Origin of the sequence: Niveispirillum fermenti (assembly GCF_048066175.1) — a bacterium.
Taxonomy (GTDB): domain Bacteria; phylum Pseudomonadota; class Alphaproteobacteria; order Azospirillales; family Azospirillaceae; genus Niveispirillum; species Niveispirillum fermenti.
On sequence record NZ_JBLTXA010000003.1, the window covers coordinates 310,307 to 330,628 of the forward strand.

The window sequence follows — 20,322 nt, forward strand, 5'->3', positions numbered from 1 at the left end:
TCCGCGTCCTATCCCACGGCCAGCAGGCCGGCCCCCACGATCAGCCCCGCGGCGATCAGGGTGGCCGTGGCGTAAAGCGCCATGGCCGCCCGCAGGTCGCGGGGAACGGCGCGGGCCCGGCCCGACCCCAGCCAGGGTTCCTTGATGGTCCGGTCCCCCTCCCGCCGCGGGCCCGCCACCGACAGGCCCAATACACCCGCGAAGGCGGCGATGGGCAGGGCATCGGTGCCCATGGGATGGCCGCGCCCCGTTTTCATGTCGCTCATGCCGCGGACAAGATCGGCCCGTGGCACGAACAGCGCCGCCAGCAGCACCACCAGCGTGGACAGCAGGGCCGGGGGCAAAGCGATCAGGGAGGACAGGCGCCGGGCCGTGGCCCCGAAATGCCGGTAGCGGCCGGCATGGTGCCCGATGACCCGCGCCGTGCCGTCGATGGCGGCCCAGCCCAGCAGGCCCGCCAGCCCGAACAGTGCGTAGAACAGGGATGGCGCCACCACGCCATGGGTCAGGGCGCGTGCCACCCCCTCCACCCCGGCGCGGACCGTGCCGTGATCGTCCAGGCTCCATAGCTGGCGGTCGGTCAGGGGGCCCACCGCCTGACGCGCGGCCTCCGCGTTGCCGCCTTCCAGTGCCGCCACGGTACGCCCCAGCGCACCCCAGGGCAGGCGCAGGGTCAGACAGCGGGTCACGATCAGCAGTTCCAGCACGCCGCCGGCCGGCAATGTGCGGACCAGCACCGACAGGCAGAACCCGATCAGCCCCCCCAACAGCAGCAGCAGCAGTGCCACCAGCGCGCCCCGTGCCTGGCGCACCGCATCGCTCCGGTCGATGCGGTTCAGCCGCCGGTCGAGCATGGCGACCAGCCTGGAAACCAGATCGACCGGCCCCGGCAGGAAACGGCGCAACAGCCCGCTGTCGCCGATACAGGCGTCCAGCACCATGGCGATGATCAGCAGCAGCAGGGCATCGACCCCGCCGGAAAAGGGCAGCAGCATGGGACGGGGTCCGTATCAGGGCCGACCGGCAAGGATGTATCCGGCCCCGGCCGGCAAGGGAAGGGGGGATGCGCGCCCCGCCTACCTTGTTGTTGCCTTGGGCCAGGTGATGGCGTCGACCGCCCCGCAGGCGTCACAGACGGCGTGCCAGTCGCCGTGCGTCGTGCCGCACTGGGTGCAGCGCCAGCGGGGGTCGGCGGGGGCGGACATGGCCTTGTTCAGCAGGGCCTGCACTTCCGGTCCGTTGCCGCGCTCCGCCTGCTGCACATCGGCCAGACGGCGATAGATGCGCGTGCTGGGGGCCAGTTCGCGCGCCTTTTCCAGATGGTTGCGGGCCACGCCCCACAATTGCGCCTTGATCGCGGCCTCCGCCAGCCCGACATGGGCATCGGCGGCACCGGGTTTCATTGCCACCAGCGCCTCGTACCGCTTCACCAGGGCCAGCGGGTTCTGGTCTGCCGCGGTCTCGCCCCAGGCATCGGCCAGATCCGGATGCGGGCCCAGGCGCCAGGCCTGTTCCAGGACGCGCGTGGCCTTGGCGTGCTGGCCGGCCTTGGCGCGCAGCCGGGCCAGCAGGCTGGCGGCGGGCACACGGGCCGGGTCCATGTCGAAGGCGGCCTGGGCTGCCTGCAGGGCCGCTTCGGGCCGGCCGCCGGCAGCGGCCTGGCGCGCCTCCTCGATCAGCAGGGCGGCGCGGCGGTGGCCCGCATCGGCCTTGTCCAGCACCTTGCTTTTCTGCGCGCGGGCCAGGGCGGCATCGGCCTCCAGCCAATTGCCGCCGCCGGCTTCCAGTTCGGCCAGCGCCTTGGCGGGCCAGTCGGCCTTGGGGCGCAGTTCCAGGGCACGGCGCGCATGTTCCAGCGCTGCGGCCCGGTCGCCGTCGGCCATGGCCTGCTGCATCAGCGCCCGCCGGCCGGCCAGTTCGGTGGCCGGGTTGGCCAGCATGGCCTTGCGGTAGGTGGCGGCCCCTTTGGCGTCGCCGCGCATTTCCGCGGCCCGGGCCGACAGAGCCAGTGTCAGGGCCGGTTCCTGCAACAGCTTCTCGGCCGTGCGGGCGGACTTGGTGGCGATGTCGGCATCGCCCGCCGCTGCCGCGACCCAGCCCTGGCCCAGCGCGCGGAATCCGCCTTCACGCCGGCCGGCGTCGCGCCGCCGGCCCAGCATTCCGGGGCCATTGCGTAGCAGCCGCCAGCCCCATGTCGCCATCATGATCAGCCAGACTAGCAGCAGGATCAGGATGGCGGCGATGCCCACGGGCATCTCGGCCACATGGTCCAGCCATTCGATGGTGACGCGGCCCGGGCGCTGTGCCAGCCAGACGGCGGCGGCGACCAGCAGGCCGATCTTGATGAAGAAGAAGACGGCCTTGCGCATCACCGGGCCTCCGTGCCGGTCATGCGGGCCAGGGACAGGTCGGCCAGGGTCGCGGCGGCGGCCTCAGCCGCCATGCGCGCCTCGGCCAGCTTCATCCATTCAGCGGCCGGGGCGGCGGCATGGGCTGGCAGCTTCTCCATTTCCTCCACGGCGCGTGGCAGGTCGCCGGCGATCAGCGCGGCCTCGGCGCGGGCCAGCACGGCATCGGCATGATCGCCCGCGACATCGCCGGATGTGCTGCGCAGCGTCACGATGCTGGACAGCCGGCCCAGCACCCGGTCGGTCCAAGGAGCCCCCTCGCGGTCACGATCGGCGCGCAGCACCTCGGGCGCCAGCAGGCGGAACCTCTCCCGCAGTTCGATATCGCCGGCCAGACCCTTTTCCGCCGTCTGCTCCAGCGGGGCCAGAAGGTCCAGCAATGCGGTGTCATTGGCCGCCAGCGCCTGGGCGGCCCGCAATTCCCGGGCATAGGGCCGGCCTGCCGTCAGGGCGGCCTGCAACTGGCCCACGGCGATGATCAGCGCCTCGCCCACGGCGCCCATCTGACGCCGGGTCTCCAGCATGGTGACGCGCGGGATCATCTCCGTCGCTACCGTTTCCAGGGCCGTGACGCGGCGGGTCAGGGGTTCCAGGTCGACCGTCTCGGGCGTCTCCGGCTCCCGCGCTTCCAGCGCGCTGACGCGGGCGGCCAGTTCCTCGTCGCGCGGCGGTGCCACCGGCTCTGCCAGGCTGACTGAGGGCTCTGACGGGGTGACCTGGGGCTCTGCCGGGGTGGCCGGCTGTTCCGCTGAGGTCGGCGCCGCTGCCGGGGCCGTACCGGGCGCGGTTCCCGCCGCCAGCCGGGCTTCCAGACTGTCCTGGCGCCGCGACAAGGCGTCCAGCATTTCCCCCAGATCCTGCTGCCGCGTCTCCAGCGCTGCCACGCGGTCCGTCAGGGGGGACAGATCGGCGCCGTCATCGGCCGCAACGGGCGGCGGGGCGGCCATATGGTCCCGCCAATAGCCATAGCCTGACAGGCCCAGGGCGCCCAGCGCCACAAGCAGGGCCGTACCCCCCAGCAGGCCGCCGCCGCTCCGGGCGGGCGGGCGGGGTGGGGGAACGGGCTTGTCGGCGGACATCCCGCCGGCGGGCGTCGCAGTGGCCGTGGGCGGCGGTGGCGGCGGTGGATTCTTGCTGCTGGCGGCGATATCGCGTTCCAGGTCTTCCAGGCTGATGCCCTTGCCCGTGGGAACGGTGTTCTTGTCAGCGTCACTCATTCTTCTTCCCCTTCACCGCCGGCAGCAGCGCCAGCAGGGAGGCGGCATCCGGTGCCGCCGCAATCTGCATCGCGCCGAAGCCCAGCCTGCCTGCCGCCCTTGCCACGGCGTCCGACAAACACAGGGCGGTCCATCCCCCCGCCCATGGTGCCAGTCCGGCCTTCTCTGCCAAGCTAACAAAGCAGGCGGCCGTTCGTGGCGAAAAAAAACTGACATACGCCACCTGTCCGTCACGCAGGGCCTGCTGTCCCGCAGCGGGGATGGCATCGGCGGGCAGGGCGCGGTAAACGGTCATCCGTTCCACCGCGACACCGGGCGGGGTCAATTCGCCGGCAATGTCGGCGCCGGCCACATGCAGGATGCGCCCGGCCCCCGATCGGGCCAGCAAGGCGGTCAGCGAGGCGACATCCCCATCCGCATGGTCCACCCTGGTGAAGCCCAGGTCATGCGCCAATTCCGCCGTGCGGCGGCCGACGGCATGCAGCGGGTGGTGGCGTTCGCTGCTGCGCGCGGCCAGTGCCCGCAGCCCGTTGCCCGACGTCACGGCCACGCCGTCATATCCCGACAGGTCGATGGGCGGGCCCGGCAGGGGCTGGATGGACAGCATCGGCGCCAGGATGGGATGATAACCCCGGTTCCGCAGTGCCGTCGCGGTCTCGTCCGCGCCTGGCTGCGGGCGGGTGACCAGCACGCCCGTCAAATCACCGGTCCGTCGGGGTTCATGCCGGCGAAGAATGCGGCCGGCAGTTTCGCCTTCAGTTCCTGCCCGGCATCCACGCCCAGGGCCAGCGCGTCCGTGACGCGCCCGGCCCGGCCGCAGGTGAACCATTGCCTTCCGTCGGGCCGGACGACCAGGGCACGCAATGACAGGGCATCGCCATTGACCAGGGCCAGGGCCGCGATGGGCGTGCGGCAGGACCCGTCCAGCGTGGCCAGGACGCCGCGCTCGGCCGTCACCCGCGCCTGCGTCACCGCGCAATTCAGATGGCGGACATAGCGGTTGGTCCGTTCATCGTCGCGCCGCGTCTCGATCCCGATGGCGCCCTGTGCCACGGCGGGCAGCATCTGGTCTTCGGACAGTGCCGCCGTGGCGCGGTCGGCCAGGCCCAGCCGGTTCAGCCCGGCCATGGCCAGCAAGGTGGCATCGACCTGCCCTTCCTCCAGCTTGCGCAGACGGGTCTGCACATTGCCGCGCAGGGCGATGACGCGCAGGTCGGGCCGGCGCATCAGCACGATGGCCTGCCGGCGCAGGCTGGCCGTGCCGACCAGCGATCCGGCCGGCAGGTCGTCCAGGGTGGCGGCCCGGTGGCTGAACCAGGCGTCGCGATGATCCTCCCGCGGGAGATAGGCCGCGATGTCCAGCCCGTCGGGCAGGGTGGTCGGCACATCCTTCATGGAATGCACGGCCAGATCCACGCCGCCATCGATCAGGGCCTGTTCGATTTCCTTTGTGAACAGCCCCTTGCCACCCGCCGCGCTCAGCGTGCGGTCCAGGATGCGGTCGCCCTCGGTCTTGAAGGTGACGATTTCCACCGCGCCGTCCACCGCCAGTTCGGGGAAGGCGGCGGCCAGGCGGTCGCGGGTTTCGTGGGCTTGCGCCAGCGCCAGGGGGCTGCCGCGCGTGCCGATGCGCAGGATCGTGGTCATGGCCGATTCAATATCCCCGAATGGCTTGTCAGGGAAGCCCCGCTTGCGGGCCGGGCCTGCGGCGGATAGGTTCCGGCCCATGAAAGTGCTTGGCATCGAAACCAGTTGTGATGAAACCGCCGCCGCCATCGTGGAAAGCGATGGGGAGGGGCCGGGCCGTGTGCTGTCCAATGTGGTGCTGAGCCAGTTGGACGATCACCGGCCCTATGGCGGGGTCGTGCCGGAGATCGCGGCGCGCGCCCACCTTCAGCATCTGGATGGTCTGGTGCGCCAGGCACTGGACCAGGCGGGCCTTGGCCTGGCCGGGCTGGACGGGGTGGCCGCCACGGCGGGGCCGGGCCTGATCGGCGGGGTGATGGTGGGGGTGATGACGGCCAAGGCCATCTGCGCCGTCACGCGCCTTCCTTTCATGGCGGTGAACCATCTGGAAGGCCATGCGCTGACGGCGCGGCTGACCCATGGCGTGTCCTTTCCCTTCCTGCTGCTGCTGGTATCCGGCGGGCATTGCCAGTTGCTGGCCGTGGAAGGGGTGGGGCGATACCGCCGTCTGGGCACCACCATCGATGATGCCGTGGGGGAGGCGTTCGATAAGTCCGCCAAGATCATGGGTCTGGGCTATCCCGGTGGCCCGCTGATGGAGAAGGCGGCGGCCGGGGCAACCGATCCCGGCCGGTTCGACCTGCCTGTGCCCATGAAGGGCCGCCCCGACTGCGATTTCAGCTTTTCCGGCCTGAAGACGGCCGTTCGCCGGCATGTGGAGATGCTGGGCGGCACGCTGGGCGATGCCGACCGCGCCGACCTTGCCGCCTCCTTCCACAAGGCGGTGGGGGACAGCCTGATCGATCGCTGCACCCGTGCCATGAAGCTGTTCAAGCAGGATTTTCCCACCGGTGGCACCCTTGTCGTGGCGGGGGGTGTGGCCGCCAACCAGGTGCTGCGCGGCCGGCTGACCGACCTTTGCCGCCGTCGTGGCTTCGATTGCGTGGCCCCGCCGATGGGGCTTTGCACCGATAATGGCGCCATGATCGCCTGGGCCGGTCTGGAGCGGTTGCGCCTGGGCCTGACCGACGGGCCGGACTTCGCCCCCCGGCCGCGCTGGCCGCTGGACCCGACGGCCAAGGCGGCCCCCTTCGCCGGCGTGAAGGCCTGACCGGACCGGCCGGAGAAGGGGTGGGTGTGTCAGAAGCGGGGAATATCCTGGAACGCCCCCGGCCCGCCATTGCGCATCCAGCCGCTGTCGGCGCAGCGGTGCAGGGTGGGGAACAGCTTGCCGGGGTTGAGCAGCCCATCGGGATCGAAGGCGCATTTCAGGCGGGTCTGCTGGCGCAGGTCATCGGTGGTGAACTGCGTGCCCATCAGGTCGCGCTTCTCGATTCCCACCCCATGTTCGCCCGTCAGCACGCCGCCCACTTCCACGCATAGGCGCAGGATGGCGGCACCGAACGCCTCCACCCGTTCCAGTTCCCCCGGCCTGTTGGCATCGAACAGGATCAGCGGGTGAAGGTTGCCGTCGCCGGCATGGAAGACGTTGGCGACCCGCAGGCCGAACTCCGCCTCCATCGCCGCCATGCGGGTCAGGACGGTGGGCAGCGCCTTGCGCGGGATGGTTCCATCCATGCACATATAGTCGGGACTGATCCGGCCCACGGCGGGGAAGGCGGCCTTGCGGCCGGCCCAGAAGGCCAGCCGCTCGGCCTCGCTGCCGGAAAGGCGGGGCGGGCGGGCGCCATGGGCGCCGGCGATGGCGGCCACCTGGCCGATCAGGTCGTCCACCTCCGCCGCCGGCCCGTCCAGTTCGACGATCAGCAGGGCTTCCACGTCGCGGGGATATCCCACTTTCACGAAATCCTCTGCCGCGTGGATGGCGGGCCGATCCATCATCTCCATCCCGGCGGGGATGATGCCGGCCGCGATGACGGCGGCCACGGTATCGGCCGCATCGATGGTGCGATCGAACCCGACCAGAAGGGCGCGCGCCGTTTCCGGGCGGGGCAGGATGCGCACCGTCACCTCTGTCACGACCCCCAGCAGCCCTTCCGATCCGGTCAGCACGCCCATCAGGTCGTAGCCCCCCGAATCGAGATGCCGGCCACCCAGGCGCATCACCTCGCCCTGCATCGTCACGAACTCGATGCCCAGCAGGTTGTTGGCCGTGACGCCGTATTTCAGGCAATGCACGCCGCCGGAATTCTCCGCGACATTGCCGCCGATGGAACAGGCGATCTGGGAGGAGGGGTCGGGCGCATAATAAAAGCCGCGATCCGCCACGGCCTGGCTGATGGCCAGGTTGGTGACGCCGGGCTGTGCCACCACGGCGCGATTGTCATAATCGATGGCCAGGATGCGCGACAGGCGCGACAGGACCAGCAGCACGCCATCGGCCAGCGGCAGGGCGCCACCCGACAGACCCGTGCCGGCGCCGCGCGGCACGACCTTCACGCCCATCTCGTGGCAGATGCGCAGCACGGCGGCCACTTCCGCCGTGTCGCGGGGCAGCACGACCAGCAGCGGCCGCTGCCGGTAGGCCACCAGGGCGTCAGTGTCATAGGCGCGCAGCGACACCTCGTCCGCTATGACCCCGCCAGGCACGGCCGCGGTCAGGCGGCGCAGCAGGGCGGGCCGGCGGGTGATGGCATCGGCATCGGGTTTGGGCATCGATGGCATGGCTTCCCCTTGCCCGGCGGTTCGATACCGCCATGGCCCGGACCGGATTCGGTGTCACCATATCGATGGCACCCGGCGCGCTGGCGGGGCGGAATCATGCCGTGACCGGCGGGGAAACGGAACCCCCAACAGCGAAAACCGCGCCCGGGGGCGCGGTTTCAGCATGCCGGGGCGGTGCCGCCCCGGCCAATCCGAACGCGGAAACTCAGCCCTGGCGGGCCTTGAAACGCGGGTTCAGCTTGTTGATGACGTAGACGCGGCCCTTGCGGCGGATGACGCGGCAAGCCTTGTGGCGGGTCTTCATCGACTTCAGCGAATTCACGATCTTCATGATTAGGTACTCTGACGCTGGAGGCATTCTTTGCGAGGCGCGGAACATAGTCGCCGTCCGCCCCCCTGTCAACCGCGGGCCGCCGCGTTTGCGCGCAACCCCCGCCTGCGACGGCATTGCCATGGAAAACGGCCATAGCGTCATTGCGGACAGGCCTGCGGTCAGCTCAATTCGGCCGGCTTCATGGCATAGAATCGGTAATAGCGCAGGCCCGATGACAGGGCTGCCACGCGCCGCGCCCACATTTCCACCTCTTCCACCACGGCCAGTTTGGTGTCGCGGTCCATCGACACCGTCTCCAGATGCCGCACCAGTTCCTGGATGGCGGTCAGGATCAGGGTGCGCTGGGTGTCGGAATTATCTTCCGTGATGCGAATGTCCAGGTTCCGCTGGGCCAGGGCGGCGGCGTACTGCTCGATGGTCCAGGGCGTGGGCTCCACGGGTTCCGCGCTCATCCAGCCGTCGAAATCGCGGCCCCGGATCTGTTCGCGGTCGACGACGTAATCGGTGAACAGCAACTGGCCGCGCGGTTTCAGCGCCGCCTCTATGCTGTCGATCAGCTTGTCCTTGTTGCGCACCGTATAGAACGCCTCCTTGGAAAAGATGGCGTCCACGCGCTTGTTCCAGGCGAAATTCTCCAGATCGATGGGCATGATGGGGGCCTGGCGGGCCAGGCCGGCCTTCTGCGAACGGAACATCCCTGCCTCGGCGAGGACCGGGTTCGGTTCCAGCCCCGTGATCCAGGTGCCGTACTGCTTGGCCATGGCGCGGCTGGCGCCGCCCAGCCCGGCGCCGATGTCCAGCACGCTCATGGCCGGGTTCAGGCCCAGCGGCTTCACGATGGTCGGGATGAATTCGTCACCGCCGGGGGAGGAGAAGCCGGGTCCCCAGATTTTCTCCACCACCTCGATGCGGGTGGCCGTCCAGAGCGGCTTGCCCCGCCGGTTCATGTGCCGGCCGCCGGCCTGTCCGGCGCCAGCGCTGCCGGCCGGCCCGTCGCGACCGCTGCCCGCCGCGGCATCGTTTCCCGCTTCGCGCCGGGGCACGTCGATACCTTCCCACCACGCCAGGAATCGTTCCTTCAGCGTCGGGACGGGGGCGGTCATCTCATCGGTGCTGCGGCTGCCGGCCATGCGATTCGATCGGGCGCGTACCTGGATTGCGACAAGCTGTAGATTACCGTTTCCTCGTTTCGCGGGAAACAGTCTTTGCCCGCCATGCATGCCCAAGGGTTCATGCCGGGTCACAAGTCCCTAATAGCTGTTTTAGTGAAGACCGACCACCAATTATGGTATTTTACGACGGAAGTATGGAAAAAGAACCGTGTTCAGGGGTGGCGAATACCCCTTTTGGCCATGCGGTCCTTGCGTAGGTACGGCCTCAGCCCTGCTATCAATCGGTAACATTCCTCGGCTTTGATAGTGCATCCGGGCGATATCCGGTGTAGGGTCAAGTTGGGATGGCTGCTTGACCGGCTCCTCGCGGACATGCTTTCCGCGCGGCGCGGAACAGGGTACTGTCCTTGCAGCCGGTCCGCCGGTGAAGTTCCCTACACTATGACAGTCGAGTTCGAGACCACATGTACGAGCGCCGTTCTCCGCAGAGCCCGCAGATCACCCGCCGGAGCGTCACCGCCACGGTCAAATGGTACAACCCCACGAAGGGCTTCGGCTTCGTGACCCTTTCCGACGGGTCGCCCGATGCCTTCCTGCATGCCTCGGTCGTCCAGTCCGTCGGGCATGACGCGCTGGCCGATGGCACGACCATCGTCTGCGATCTGTCGCAGGGTCAGAAGGGGCCGCAGGTCGCCTCCATCCACAGCGTCGACACCTCGACCGCCCAGCCGGCGCGTCGTGCCGGTGGTGGTGACCGCTTTGGTGGTGGGGATCGCTTCGGCGGCGGCGACCGCTTTGGCGGTGGCGACCGTTATGGCGAGGCCCCGCGTCCGCGCGTGGCCCGCAATTTCGACACCGGCCCGACGGAGACGATCGAAGGCGTGGTGAAGTTCTTCAGCGCCGACAAGGGCTTCGGCTTTGTCACCCCCGATGGCGGTGGCAAGGACGTGTTCGTCCACATCACGGCGCTGGAACGTTCCGGCGTGCGCTCGCTGACCCCGGAACAGCGCGTGCGTCTGCACACCAGCATGGGCCAGAAGGGTCCGCAGGCCAACCGCGTCGAGATCCTATGATCTCGACCGCGATGGCCTGACGCTCTCGCGTCACGTGGTTGAAGGGATTTGGCAGCGCTGTCCGCAAGGACGGCGTTGCCAGCCCGTTTTTGCGTATTGTGAATCTTTGCGTTCCTTTCGGTCTCCACGCTCGAAATTCTCTGCGCTTTTTTGCGCCTGAAGCCTCCTTTGTCCGGGCGCCTTGTTGCCCGACACCTTGATGAATGCTCCGCGATGAGGGGCTTCCGCGGACCGGCCCCCTCATGGCGCCCCTTGCGCCAGCCTTGTGGGTGTCACTCCCGTATGGCCTGAGGGGCCTGGATGACGTGAAGCGGATTGAAGAAGCGGATTGAAGGGCGGGCCCATCGTGGCCCGCTTTTTGTTTTCCCGATTCGCGGCGGTTTCCCGATAGCAGGCATCACCAACGCATGATCCGGTCGGCCGGACCGGCTGGATGCGGAACGAACCAGCCCTTCCGCGGCCGCCGCCGGCCATTGCCGGAAGATGATGCCGCGGGTGTGGCCCCCGTGCCACCGGTCCGGCGGACGAGGCACCGGGTGGTGCGATGCTGCCGCCCTGCGGCTTGCATGCGGCTTTCCGCCGGGTAACCATGGGCAACTGGCCCCGCAAGCCCGGAAAGCGCATGCCCTTCCTTCCCCGTCCCGTTCTGCGTCGCCGCACTCTGTCGGGTGTATTCGCCCTTTTCCTGGCCGTGCCAGCCGCCTGGAGCCAGCCGGCGCCCGAACCGGCTTCAGCGGCCCGCACACGTGAACTGGTGACGGCCAGCCGGCACATGGTGGTGGCGGCCAACCCCCTGGCAGCGCAGGCGGGGCTGGACATGCTGCGCCGTGGCGGCAGCGCCGTCGACGCGGCCATCGCCACGCAACTGGTGCTGGGCCTGGTGGAACCGCAATCGTCGGGCCTGGGCGGCGGGGCTTTCATGCTGCTGGCCGAACCGGGCGGGCGGCTGACCACCTATGACGGGCGGGAGGTTGCGGGCAGTGCTGTGACGCCGGACCTGTTCCTGCGGCCCGATGGACAGCCCATGCCGTTTCTGGAAACCCTGCCACAGGGCCGTGCCGTCGGCGTGCCGGGCGTGGTGGCCATGATGGCCCGTGCGCACGCCGCCCATGGCAAGCTGCCCTGGGCGACCCTGTTCGGGCCGGCCATCGCGCTGGCCGATGAGGGCGTGCCGGTCTGGCCGCGCATGGTCGGGGTATTGACCGACTGGGAACGGATGCTGGGGCGTTCGCCCGACCTGCGGCGCGTCTATTACCGGGACGGGGCCGGCCCGCCAGCCCTGTGGGAACGGCTGTCCATGCCGGAACAGGCGCAAAGCCTGCGTTTGCTGGCGGTGGCCGGGCCGGATGCCTTCTATCGTGGCCCGATCGCGCGTGCCATCGTGCAGCGCGTGGCCGATGCGGCCGGCGACAGCGGCGCGCCCGTGCTGACGCTGGCGGACATGGCCGGTTACCGCTCGGTGGAACGCGAGGGTGTCTGCGCACCCTATCGTACCTGGAAGGTTTGCGGCATGGGGCCGCCATCGGCGGGCGGCGTGGCCGTGCTGCAGATCCTGGGCATGCTGTCCGGTCATGACCTGAAGGCAATGGGCAAGGACAGCCCGCAGGCCTGGCACCTGCTGCTGGAAGCCAGCCGCCGGGCCCATGCCGACCGCGAAAGCTTCATCGCCGATCCCGACCATGTACCGGTGCCGACGCGGGGCCTGCTGGATGCCGGCTATCTGGCGGACCGGGCGGCGGGGATCGATCCGGCGCGCGCCGCGGCGGGCAAGGTGGCGCCGGGCGACCCGCCCTTCCGGACGGGCGCCCGCTTTGCCCCGGCCGACGGGCCGGACATCCCCTCCACGACGCATTTCTCCATCGTCGATAATGCCGGGATGGTCGTCTCCATGACCAGTTCGGTGGAATTCGCTTTTGGTTCCGGTCTGCTGGCCGGCGGGTTCGTGCTGAACAACCAGTTGACGGACTTCACCTTCGTGCCGACGCAGGATGGACGACCCGTCGCCAACGCCCCGGCGGCGGGCAAGCGGCCCCGCTCCTCCATGGCGCCGATGATTGTCTTCGATGCGGGGGGGCGGCCTGTCCTGGCCGTCGGGTCCCCCGGCGGCACGGCCATCATCGGCTATGTCGTTCAGGCGCTGGTGGCCATGCTGGACTGGGACATGGACCCGCAGGCCGCCATCAACCTGCCGATCCTGTTGAACCGCAACGGCCCCACCCTGGTGGAAAGCACGCCCGCCGCCGACGCGCTGGCTGCCGCCCTGACTGAACGTGGTCATGCCGTGAAGCGGGAAGCCATCAATAGCGGTCTGCACGCCCTGCGCCTGACCCCCACGACCATCCAGGCCGGTGCCGACCCCCGCCGCGATGGCCAGGCGATGGGCGACTGACCGGCCGGATGCCCTGCCGGTCAGTGACGGAAGTGGCGCATGCCCGTGAAGACCATGGCCAGGCCGCGTTCGTCGGCCGCGGCGATAACCTCTGCATCGCGCATGGAGCCGCCGGGCTGGATCACGGCGGTCACCCCCGCATCGGCGGCGGCCAGCAGGCCGTCGGCAAACGGGAAGAAGGCATCGGACGCCACGACGGAGCCCTTCGTGCCCGCCTCTTCCAGGCCGGCGGCCTTGGCGGCGTCGGCCGATTTCCAGGCGGCGATGCGGCTGCTGTCCACCCGGCTCATCTGCCCGGCGCCGATGCCCACCGTGGCCCCGCCCTTGGCATAGACGATGGCGTTTGATTTCACATGCTTGCCCACGCGGAAGGCGAACAGCAGGTCGGCCAGCTCCGCGTCGGTGGGCGCGCGCCGGGTGACCACCTTCAGGTCGGCCTGTGCGATGCGGCCATTGTCACGGGTCTGGACCAGATAGCCGCCGGACACCGACTTCACGAACAGGCCCGCCTCTGCCGGGTTCGGCATGGAACCGGTCAGCAGCACGCGCAGGTTCTTCTTGGTGGCCAGAAAGGCCTTGGCCGCGTCATCCGCGTCGGGCGCGATCACCACTTCGGCGAACAGCTTGGCGATTTGTTCCGCCGTGGCGGCGTCCAGCGTCCGGTTCATGGCGATGATGCCGCCGAAGGCCGACACGGGGTCACAGGCCAGCGCGCGGGTATAGGCATCCAGCAGGTTGTCACCCTCGGCCACGCCGCAGGGGTTGGCATGCTTGATGATGGCGATGGCCGGGCGGTCGAATTCCGACACCAGCTCGAACGCCGCATCCGTGTCGTTCAGGTTGTTGTAGGACAGTTCCTTGCCCTGGAGCTGGGTCGCCGTGGCGATGCCGGGGCGCTGGTCGCCGGTCGTATAGAAGGCGGCCGTCTGGTGCGGGTTCTCACCATAGCGCAGCGTCTGGCGCAGCTCCCCGCCAAAGGTCAGGCGCTGGGGATATTCCTGGCCCAACTGGCCCGCGAACCAGCGGGAAATGGCGGCGTCATAGGCGCCCGTCCGGGCATAGGCCTTGGCGGCCAGCCGCCGGCGGAAGGACAGGTCGGTCTGCCCGTCATGGGTGGCCAGCTGGGCCGTCAGTTCGGCATAGTCGGCGGGGTCGGTGATGACGGCCACGAAATCATGGTTCTTGGCCGCACCCCGGATCAGCGACGGGCCGCCGATATCGATGTTCTCGATGCAGGTCTCGAAATCCGCACCCTTGGCCACCGTCGCCTCGAACGGATACAGGTTCACCACGACAAGGTCGATGCCGGGAATATCGTGGGCGTCCATGGCACCGGTATGGGTGGGATAGTCGCGGCGGGCCAGGATACCGCCATGGATCTTCGGGTGCAGCGTCTTGACCCGGCCATCCATCATCTCCGGAAAGCCGGTATGGTCCGACACTTCCGTCACGTCGATGCCGGCATCGGCAATGGCCTTGGCCGACCCGCCGGTGGACAGGATATGGACCCCGCGCGCGGCCAAGGCCTGCGCAAGGTCGATCAGGCCCGTCTTGTCGGAAACGGAGATGATGGCGCGGCGGATGGGGACGAGATCGATGCTCATGTCTTTGGTGTCCAGGTGGCAAGTAAAAGAACCGGGCCGGTCCATATGAACCGGCCCGGCGGTGGGGAAGACAGTCCGGTTCCTAACTGTCGATATCGCTGCCTTCGCGGCGGAAACCCCATTTTACCGGGGTTTCGCCCAGTTGCGTGATGCCGCGCAGCACGATCTGGACGGTCGGCCGCGGTTCGGCGCCCTGTCCCAGATAGATGCTGTCGGCGGTCTCGATGCCGGCCCCGCCGGCCCGGAACTTCCACAAGGCGCCGGACGGCAGGCGCAGCAGCAGGGCCGCCTCATCCTCCAGCGTTGCCACGCGCACACCGGGGTGCAGGTGGAAGCGCACGGCGAATTTATGCCCGGCCGCACCGGTCAGCGTGTCCTGCCCCCGCAGATCTTCCCCGCTTTCGGCCAGGAACAGGCGGCGATGATGGGTGAAGCCGCCGCGGATCTGGTAGCCGTCATGGTGGGCCTCCACCAGCGTGCCTTCCTCCGCATCCTGGCGCAGCGACCGCACGCGGGACGGGCGGCGCGTCAGGCCACCTTCGTCGTTCACGGCGCTGGAATTGGTATCGTCGATCGTGACGGTGGAATGGGCGGCCGTGGCGGCCAGGGCGGCCCGCCAGGGCCCCTGGTCGCCGGGATGGGCGCCGCAATTCACGATCAGCCGTTCCCGCCCGATGCTCATCTCGAACGACAGGGTGCCGGCATGGGCATGTTCGTCCAGGCCCGGGGCCGGTGGCACGCCCGTGTCCATCAGGATGCAGGTGCGGCCCGCCGTGATGCGCTCGAACCCGATATGGGGTGTTGATTTCAGGGGGCGGCCGCGGGCATCCGCCTGACCCAGCACGGTGTCGATCAGCACCGCTTCCCCCTCCTGGGCCCCGTTGAACAGGGCAAGGCCGCCATCGCCATGGCGGAAGAAGCGCAAGGTGGGGGTCATGCGGTCGATGGCGTGCTGCAACGCCTCCGGCACGTCGGCCCGCCCGGCGCGGTAACAGCCGCGCATGTCGATCAGGTGGCGCAGCGCCAGCAACTGGCTGGCCGGCGAATGTTCGACATGGCCGCCATCGGGCAGCACCTGGCGCGGTAACTCGCGGGCCAGCAGGCTGCCGGCGCGTTCCGCCACGCGCGACAGGCCGGAAAGGCACAGGCCGCCATAGACCATGCCCTTCACCGCGGTCAGCAGCGGCCCGCCCTTCAGCCGGCCGGGCACCGCATGGTCCAGAAAGCGCACCTGGCGGGCCAGACTGTCGAAGACACGGGCCCGCAACTGATCGTCGGCGCTGGCCAGGAAGAAATCATGCTGGCCGATCCAGGCGGTGACGCGCGTGGCCAGCACGTCGGGCGCCCAGGCCACGGGGTCCCATTTGCGCCCGAACAGGTCCAGCCAGTGGCTGACCAGCACACGGGCCTGCCGGCGGGCGGCATCGCCCCCCGTGGCGCGCAGATGGCGCAGCCAGTCGAACCCGTGCATCTCCGCCAGCCAGGGGGCGGAAGCCCCCGGCTCCAGCCAGGGCGGCAACTCGCCGCTGAAACTTTGTCCGGTGAAGCGGAAGCGGTTGTTCAGCAGTTCCTGCCCATGCTGGGCATCGCCCGGCCAGGGGTCGGGTGGCACGAAGGAAAGGCCGGCGGGGACAGGTCCCGACAGGGCCGTCATCTGATAAAGCGCGGTGCCGCGATACCAGGCCCCCGAACCGGGCTTGAACCGCTTATGCGCCACGCCAGCGGTCATGATGGATCAACCGTTTCCGCCGCGCAGGGCGCGAATATTGTCGGCATAGGCCGCCGGCCCGCCCAAGAAGGTGGCCGTACCGGCCACCAGCACGTCGGCACCGGCCGCGATGCATTGCCGGGCCGTCTCCACATTCACGCCGCCATCGACCTCCAGGTCGATAGGGCGGCCGCCCTGGGCTTCCGACACGGCATTGATGCGCCGCCGCAGCTCGGTGATCTTGTCAAGCTGAGAGGCGATGAAGCTCTGCCCGCCGAAGCCGGGATTGACCGACATGACCAGGACCAGATCCAGATCCGCCAGCAGATAGTCGATCATCGACAGGGGCGTGTGCGGGTTCAGCACGATGCCCGGCTTCTTGCCCAGCGAGCGGATGAGTTGCACGGTACGGTGCGGATGGGCACCGGCCTCGGGATGGAAGCTGATGATGTCGGCACCGGCATCGGCGAAGCCCTGGATGAAGGGGTCGACCGGCGCGATCATCAGATGCACGTCGAAGACCTTCTTCGTGTGCGGGCGCAGCGCCTTGACCACGCCGGGACCGATGGTGATGTTGGGCACGAAATGCCCGTCCATCACATCGATATGGATGTAATCCGCCCCGGCCGCGTCGATGGCGCGAACCTCCTCGCCCAGGCGGGCGAAATCGGCGGACAGGATGCTGGGGGCGATCTTGGCGGGCTGCGTAGTCATGGCGGGGTAGGTAGCAACAACAAGGCGTCCCGACAAGCCGGGTTCAGCGCATGAATGGCCGGTTCCGGGCACATGGCGACCCTTGTCACGCTGCCGGACACAGCCATTGCGGCGTGCGGATCAGCCTGCTTCAGATCAGCGCCTTTCCGTCGGCTGGAAAATCGCACCGGTGGCAGTTGCCGCCGCACGGCCCCTGCCGTGAGCAGCGGCGCCGGCTCCGCCCGGAATCCTCCTGGTCAAGCGTCCAGGGCGTGGTTGACGGGGGAGGGTACCACCCCCCACTCTGATCCCGTAGCAACCCATCCGGCAAGGTCGGCCATGGACAGGAAGGACCTTGCCGTCGCAATAACGGCCCGTTCGGTCCCGCATGTTGATCACGCAGGCCAGGATGGAGGCTTTGCTGCTGGTGACGGCGGATGGGATGATCCCAACCTGATGACGTGAAAACCCTGCCGGTACAGGCATTGAGAAAGGGGCGGTCCGATGGTCGAGGTGCATGTCGTTCCGGCATTGACCGACAATTACATCCACATCATCCATGATGCGGAACATGGACTGACCACAGTGGTCGATCCCGGAGAGGCGGCACCCGTTCGCGCGTTCCTGGCCGAGCGGGGCTGGCGCCTGACCCATATCCTGGCCACCCATCATCATGGTGACCATATTGGCGGCATTCCGGACCTGCGCGCCGGCAGTCATGCCACGCTGATCGGCCCCCGGGCGGAAATCGACCGCATCGCGGAGATGGATGCCGTCTATGGCGACGGCGACAGCTTCGCGCTGGGCGGGCAGACCGTACATGTGTTCGATACGCCCGGCCACACACGCGGCCATTGCGCTTTCTATTTCGAGCAGGCGCGCCTGCTGTTCAGCGGGGACACGCTGTTCTCGCTGGGCTGTGGGCGGCTTTTCGAAGGCACGCCGGAACAGATGTGGGACAGCCTGGGCAAGCTGCGCGCCCTGCCTGGGGACACGCGCATCCATTGCGGCCATGAATATACCGCCGGCAATGTCCGCTTCGCCCTGTCCATCGATCCCGACAATATCGCCCTGAAGGCCAGGGGGGAGGAGGTGGCGGCGCTGCGGGCCAGGGGCTTGCCGACCATTCCGTCCCGCCTGTCGGACGAATTGGCCGCCAACCCGTTCCTGCGGGCCGATGATCCTGGCCTTGCCGCCCATTTCGGTCTGTCCGGCGCCCCGGCGGCCACGGTCTTCGCCGCCATTCGCACGGCGAAGGACGAGTTCCGGGGCTGATCCCCTCCCTTTATCCCTGCCATGACGGAATGCTCCCATGAAGCTGCGTTACAGCCAGTCGTCCCCCTTCGTGCGCAAGGTGCTGATGGTGGCGCACGAGGTCGGGCTGGCCGACCGGATCGAACTGTCGCCGATCGATGTCTGGTCGCCCGACAGTGCCATCGTGCGTGAAAACCCGTTGTCGAAAATACCGACGCTGCTGACCGATGATGGCATGGTGCTGTTCGACAGTCCGGTGATCGCGGAATATCTGGACAGCCTTCATGCCGGCCGCAAGCTGATCCCCGCCACCGGCCCGGTCCGCTGGATGGTGCTGCGCCAGCAGGCGCTGGGCGATGGCATCTGCGACGCGGCCGTGCTGCGGCGGCTGGAAGGGCTCCGCCCCGCCGCCCTGCGCTCCGCGGAATGGGACAGCCGCCAGCGCGCGGCCATCTTCCGCGCCTTTGACCGGCTGGAGGTGGAGGCCGGCGACCTGCCCGAACCGGACAGTCCCACGGTGGGGGGCCTCGCCATCCTGTCGGCCATGGGGTACATGGATTTCCGCTTTGCCCATGAACCCTGGCGCACCGGCCGGCCGGGGTTGGCCCACTGGTTTGAATCGGCATCGAAACGACAAAGCTTCCTGGCTACGCTTCCGCCAACGGAATGAACATGCTCTATTCGATGAAGCCAAAGCAGATTATCGATCTGCTGGGCATGAAGCCCCATCCGGAAGGCGGCCATTATGTGGAAACCTTCCGTGCAGATGCCCCGGCGGGTGGACGGTCGGCACATACGGCGATCTACTTCCTGTTGCAGGCGGGCGAATATTCGCACTGGCACCGCGTGCTGGACGCCGACGAGATATGGCATTTCCATGCCGGTGCGCCCCTGGTCCTGACCATGTCCCCCAACGGCCATGACGCCGCCGCCCACCATCTGGGCAGCGACCTTGCGGCGGGACAGCGACCGCAGATCATTGTTCCGGCAGGGCACTGGCAGACGGCGGTCAGCCTGGGTGCCTGGACATTGGTCGGCTGCACCGTGGTGCCGGGGTTTGAGTTCGCATCGTTCGAGCTGGCGCCGCCCGACTGGCGGCCGACCCCACGCCCGCCGTCGGGGCGATAGGGCCGGCTGGGCCGCCGCGGGACGGGGGCCGTCGAAGGTGCAATAAGGTAAGATGTCGAAGACCGCCGGGATCAGACCGTTTCCGCCTTGAACGGCCGGGTCATCAATGCATCGATGATATCGTCCAGGTCGGCCCCATGGTTCAGCACGGCATCCACGGCCTGGCACAGCGGCATGTCCACCCCCTTGTCGGCGGCCAGCCGTGTCACGGCACGGGCCGTGAACACGCCCTCGGCCACAGACCGGCGTTCGCCCAGCACGTCGTCCAGGCTGCGGCCCTGGCCCAGGGCCGCACCCAGCGACATATTGCGCGATTGCAGGGAGGAACAGGTTAGCGTCAGGTCGCCCAGCCCCGACAGGCCCATCAGGGTTTCCGCCCGCGCGCCCAGCCGGGCGCCCAGCCGGGCGATCTCGGCCAGGCCCCGCGTGATCAGCGCGGCGCGGGCATTATCGCCCAGATTGCGGCCATGCACGATGCCGCAGGCGATGGCCAGGACATTCTTGACCGCACCCCCCACCTGCGCGCCGACCAGATCGTCGGACAGATAGGGGCGGAAGGTGCGCCCGCCCAAGGCCGTCAGCAACGCCTGGCCCTGTTCGCTGTCCGCGATGGCCAGCGTCACGGCCGTGGGCAGGCCCCTTGCCACCTCCGCCGCGAAGGTGGGGCCCGACAGCACGGCCAGCGGCTGGTCGCCCAGCTCGGCGCCTGCCGCCTCGCTCATCAGGCTGCCGGTTTCGATCTCGATGCCCTTGGCACAGATGATGACCGGCACGCCCGGCTTCAAATCGGACCGCAGCGCCCGGCAAGCCGCGCGCAGGTGCTGGGCCGGGGTGACCAGAAGCAAGGCGTCGGCATCCGCGGCCTCCGACAGGCTGCCGGTGGCGCGGATGGCAGGGTCCAGCGGGATACCGGGCAGGAACAGGCTGTTCTCATGCCGGTTGTTGACGGCCTCCACCACCTCTGTCTCGCGTGCCTGGAGAACGACGTCCCGGCCCGCCCGGGCCGCCGCCATGGCCAATGCCGTGCCCCAGGCTCCCGCCCCGATCACACCGATGCGCTGCATGGTCCTGTCTCCCCTGGGTCCATGACA

Annotated in this window: 18 protein-coding genes; 6 read left to right on the forward strand and 12 right to left on the reverse strand. The window is 68.8% G+C overall.

Going from position 1 to position 20,322, the window contains the following annotated elements; translation table 11 throughout:
• Window positions 1-8: 8 nt before the first annotated feature.
• The 5 genes from ACM9LZ_RS04965 to hemC form a co-directional block, all read right to left on the reverse strand.
• Window positions 9-995, reverse strand: a complete 987-nt coding sequence (locus tag ACM9LZ_RS04965) for a cobalamin biosynthesis protein CobD/CbiB (protein ID WP_416618235.1) — start codon at window positions 993-995, stop codon at window positions 9-11.
• Window positions 996-1,076: 81 nt separating this feature from the next.
• Window positions 1,077-2,369 carry a heme biosynthesis protein HemY gene (locus ACM9LZ_RS04970; RefSeq protein ID WP_416618236.1) on the reverse strand — a complete coding sequence of 431 codons (1,293 nt, stop codon included), beginning with the start codon at window positions 2,367-2,369 and terminating at the stop codon, window positions 1,077-1,079.
• Window positions 2,369-3,625, reverse strand: coding sequence for a COG4223 family protein (locus ACM9LZ_RS04975; protein WP_416618237.1), 1,257 nt, complete (start codon window positions 3,623-3,625; stop codon window positions 2,369-2,371). Before ACM9LZ_RS04975 ends, ACM9LZ_RS04970 begins: the two co-directional genes overlap by 1 nt.
• Window positions 3,618-4,316: a uroporphyrinogen-III synthase gene (locus ACM9LZ_RS04980; protein ID WP_416618275.1), complete on the reverse strand. Its 699-nt coding sequence runs from the start codon at window positions 4,314-4,316 to the stop codon at window positions 3,618-3,620. Before ACM9LZ_RS04980 ends, ACM9LZ_RS04975 begins: the two co-directional genes overlap by 8 nt.
• A gap of 5 nt (window positions 4,317-4,321) precedes the next feature.
• Window positions 4,322-5,272: a hydroxymethylbilane synthase gene (gene hemC / locus ACM9LZ_RS04985; RefSeq protein WP_416618238.1), complete on the reverse strand. Its 951-nt coding sequence runs from the start codon at window positions 5,270-5,272 to the stop codon at window positions 4,322-4,324.
• A 79-nt stretch (window positions 5,273-5,351) separates the two neighbouring features.
• Between hemC and tsaD the strand changes: the two genes are divergently transcribed.
• Complete coding sequence (gene tsaD / locus ACM9LZ_RS04990) at window positions 5,352-6,422, forward strand: tRNA (adenosine(37)-N6)-threonylcarbamoyltransferase complex transferase subunit TsaD (RefSeq protein ID WP_416618239.1); 1,071 nt, start codon at window positions 5,352-5,354, stop codon at window positions 6,420-6,422.
• A gap of 29 nt (window positions 6,423-6,451) precedes the next feature.
• Here tsaD and ACM9LZ_RS04995 read toward each other — a convergent pair whose 3' ends face one another.
• From ACM9LZ_RS04995 to ACM9LZ_RS05005, 3 genes are all read right to left on the reverse strand, one after another.
• Entirely contained in the window at window positions 6,452-7,927 is a 1,476-nt protein-coding gene (locus ACM9LZ_RS04995; protein ID WP_416618240.1) for an FAD-linked oxidase C-terminal domain-containing protein, read from the reverse strand.
• A gap of 214 nt (window positions 7,928-8,141) precedes the next feature.
• Complete coding sequence (gene ykgO / locus ACM9LZ_RS05000; protein WP_029014073.1) at window positions 8,142-8,267, reverse strand: type B 50S ribosomal protein L36; 126 nt, start codon at window positions 8,265-8,267, stop codon at window positions 8,142-8,144.
• A 161-nt stretch (window positions 8,268-8,428) separates the two neighbouring features.
• The gene (locus ACM9LZ_RS05005; RefSeq protein WP_416618241.1) at window positions 8,429-9,400 is read right to left on the reverse strand and encodes an SAM-dependent methyltransferase; all 972 of its coding nucleotides are present in this window, start codon (window positions 9,398-9,400) and stop codon (window positions 8,429-8,431) included.
• Window positions 9,401-9,846: 446 nt separating this feature from the next.
• Between ACM9LZ_RS05005 and ACM9LZ_RS05010 the strand changes: the two genes are divergently transcribed.
• Complete coding sequence (locus tag ACM9LZ_RS05010; RefSeq protein ID WP_416618242.1) at window positions 9,847-10,455, forward strand: cold-shock protein; 609 nt, start codon at window positions 9,847-9,849, stop codon at window positions 10,453-10,455.
• Window positions 10,456-11,077: 622 nt separating this feature from the next.
• Window positions 11,078-12,844 carry a gamma-glutamyltransferase gene (ggt, locus tag ACM9LZ_RS05015; protein WP_416618243.1) on the forward strand — a complete coding sequence of 589 codons (1,767 nt, stop codon included), beginning with the start codon at window positions 11,078-11,080 and terminating at the stop codon, window positions 12,842-12,844.
• A gap of 20 nt (window positions 12,845-12,864) precedes the next feature.
• On the opposite strand, the gene purH is transcribed toward ggt, so the two are convergent.
• From purH to rpe, 3 genes are all read right to left on the reverse strand, one after another.
• A complete protein-coding gene (gene purH / locus ACM9LZ_RS05020) occupies window positions 12,865-14,448 on the reverse strand; it encodes a bifunctional phosphoribosylaminoimidazolecarboxamide formyltransferase/IMP cyclohydrolase (RefSeq protein WP_416618244.1) in 1,584 nt (527 codons plus the stop codon).
• A gap of 82 nt (window positions 14,449-14,530) precedes the next feature.
• The gene (locus tag ACM9LZ_RS05025) at window positions 14,531-16,177 is read right to left on the reverse strand and encodes a heparinase II/III family protein (protein WP_416618245.1); all 1,647 of its coding nucleotides are present in this window, start codon (window positions 16,175-16,177) and stop codon (window positions 14,531-14,533) included.
• A gap of 6 nt (window positions 16,178-16,183) precedes the next feature.
• On the reverse strand, window positions 16,184-16,870 hold the full coding sequence (rpe, locus tag ACM9LZ_RS05030; protein WP_416618246.1) for a ribulose-phosphate 3-epimerase: 687 nt from the start codon (window positions 16,868-16,870) through the stop codon (window positions 16,184-16,186).
• 483 nt (window positions 16,871-17,353) lie between these two features.
• Between rpe and gloB the strand changes: the two genes are divergently transcribed.
• The 3 genes from gloB to ACM9LZ_RS05045 are packed head-to-tail and all read left to right on the forward strand — an operon-like array spanning window position 17,354 to window position 19,231.
• Window positions 17,354-18,124, forward strand: a complete 771-nt coding sequence (gloB, locus tag ACM9LZ_RS05035; RefSeq protein WP_416618247.1) for a hydroxyacylglutathione hydrolase — start codon at window positions 17,354-17,356, stop codon at window positions 18,122-18,124.
• 37 nt (window positions 18,125-18,161) lie between these two features.
• A complete protein-coding gene (locus ACM9LZ_RS05040; protein ID WP_416618248.1) occupies window positions 18,162-18,773 on the forward strand; it encodes a glutathione S-transferase N-terminal domain-containing protein in 612 nt (203 codons plus the stop codon).
• Between the two features lie 2 nt (window positions 18,774-18,775).
• Window positions 18,776-19,231, forward strand: coding sequence for a cupin domain-containing protein (locus tag ACM9LZ_RS05045; RefSeq protein WP_416618249.1), 456 nt, complete (start codon window positions 18,776-18,778; stop codon window positions 19,229-19,231).
• Window positions 19,232-19,302: 71 nt separating this feature from the next.
• Here the strand turns inward: ACM9LZ_RS05045 and ACM9LZ_RS05050 are convergent, their stop codons facing one another.
• Entirely contained in the window at window positions 19,303-20,295 is a 993-nt protein-coding gene (locus ACM9LZ_RS05050) for an NAD(P)H-dependent glycerol-3-phosphate dehydrogenase (RefSeq protein ID WP_416618250.1), read from the reverse strand.
• Window positions 20,296-20,322: the final 27 nt, after the last annotated feature.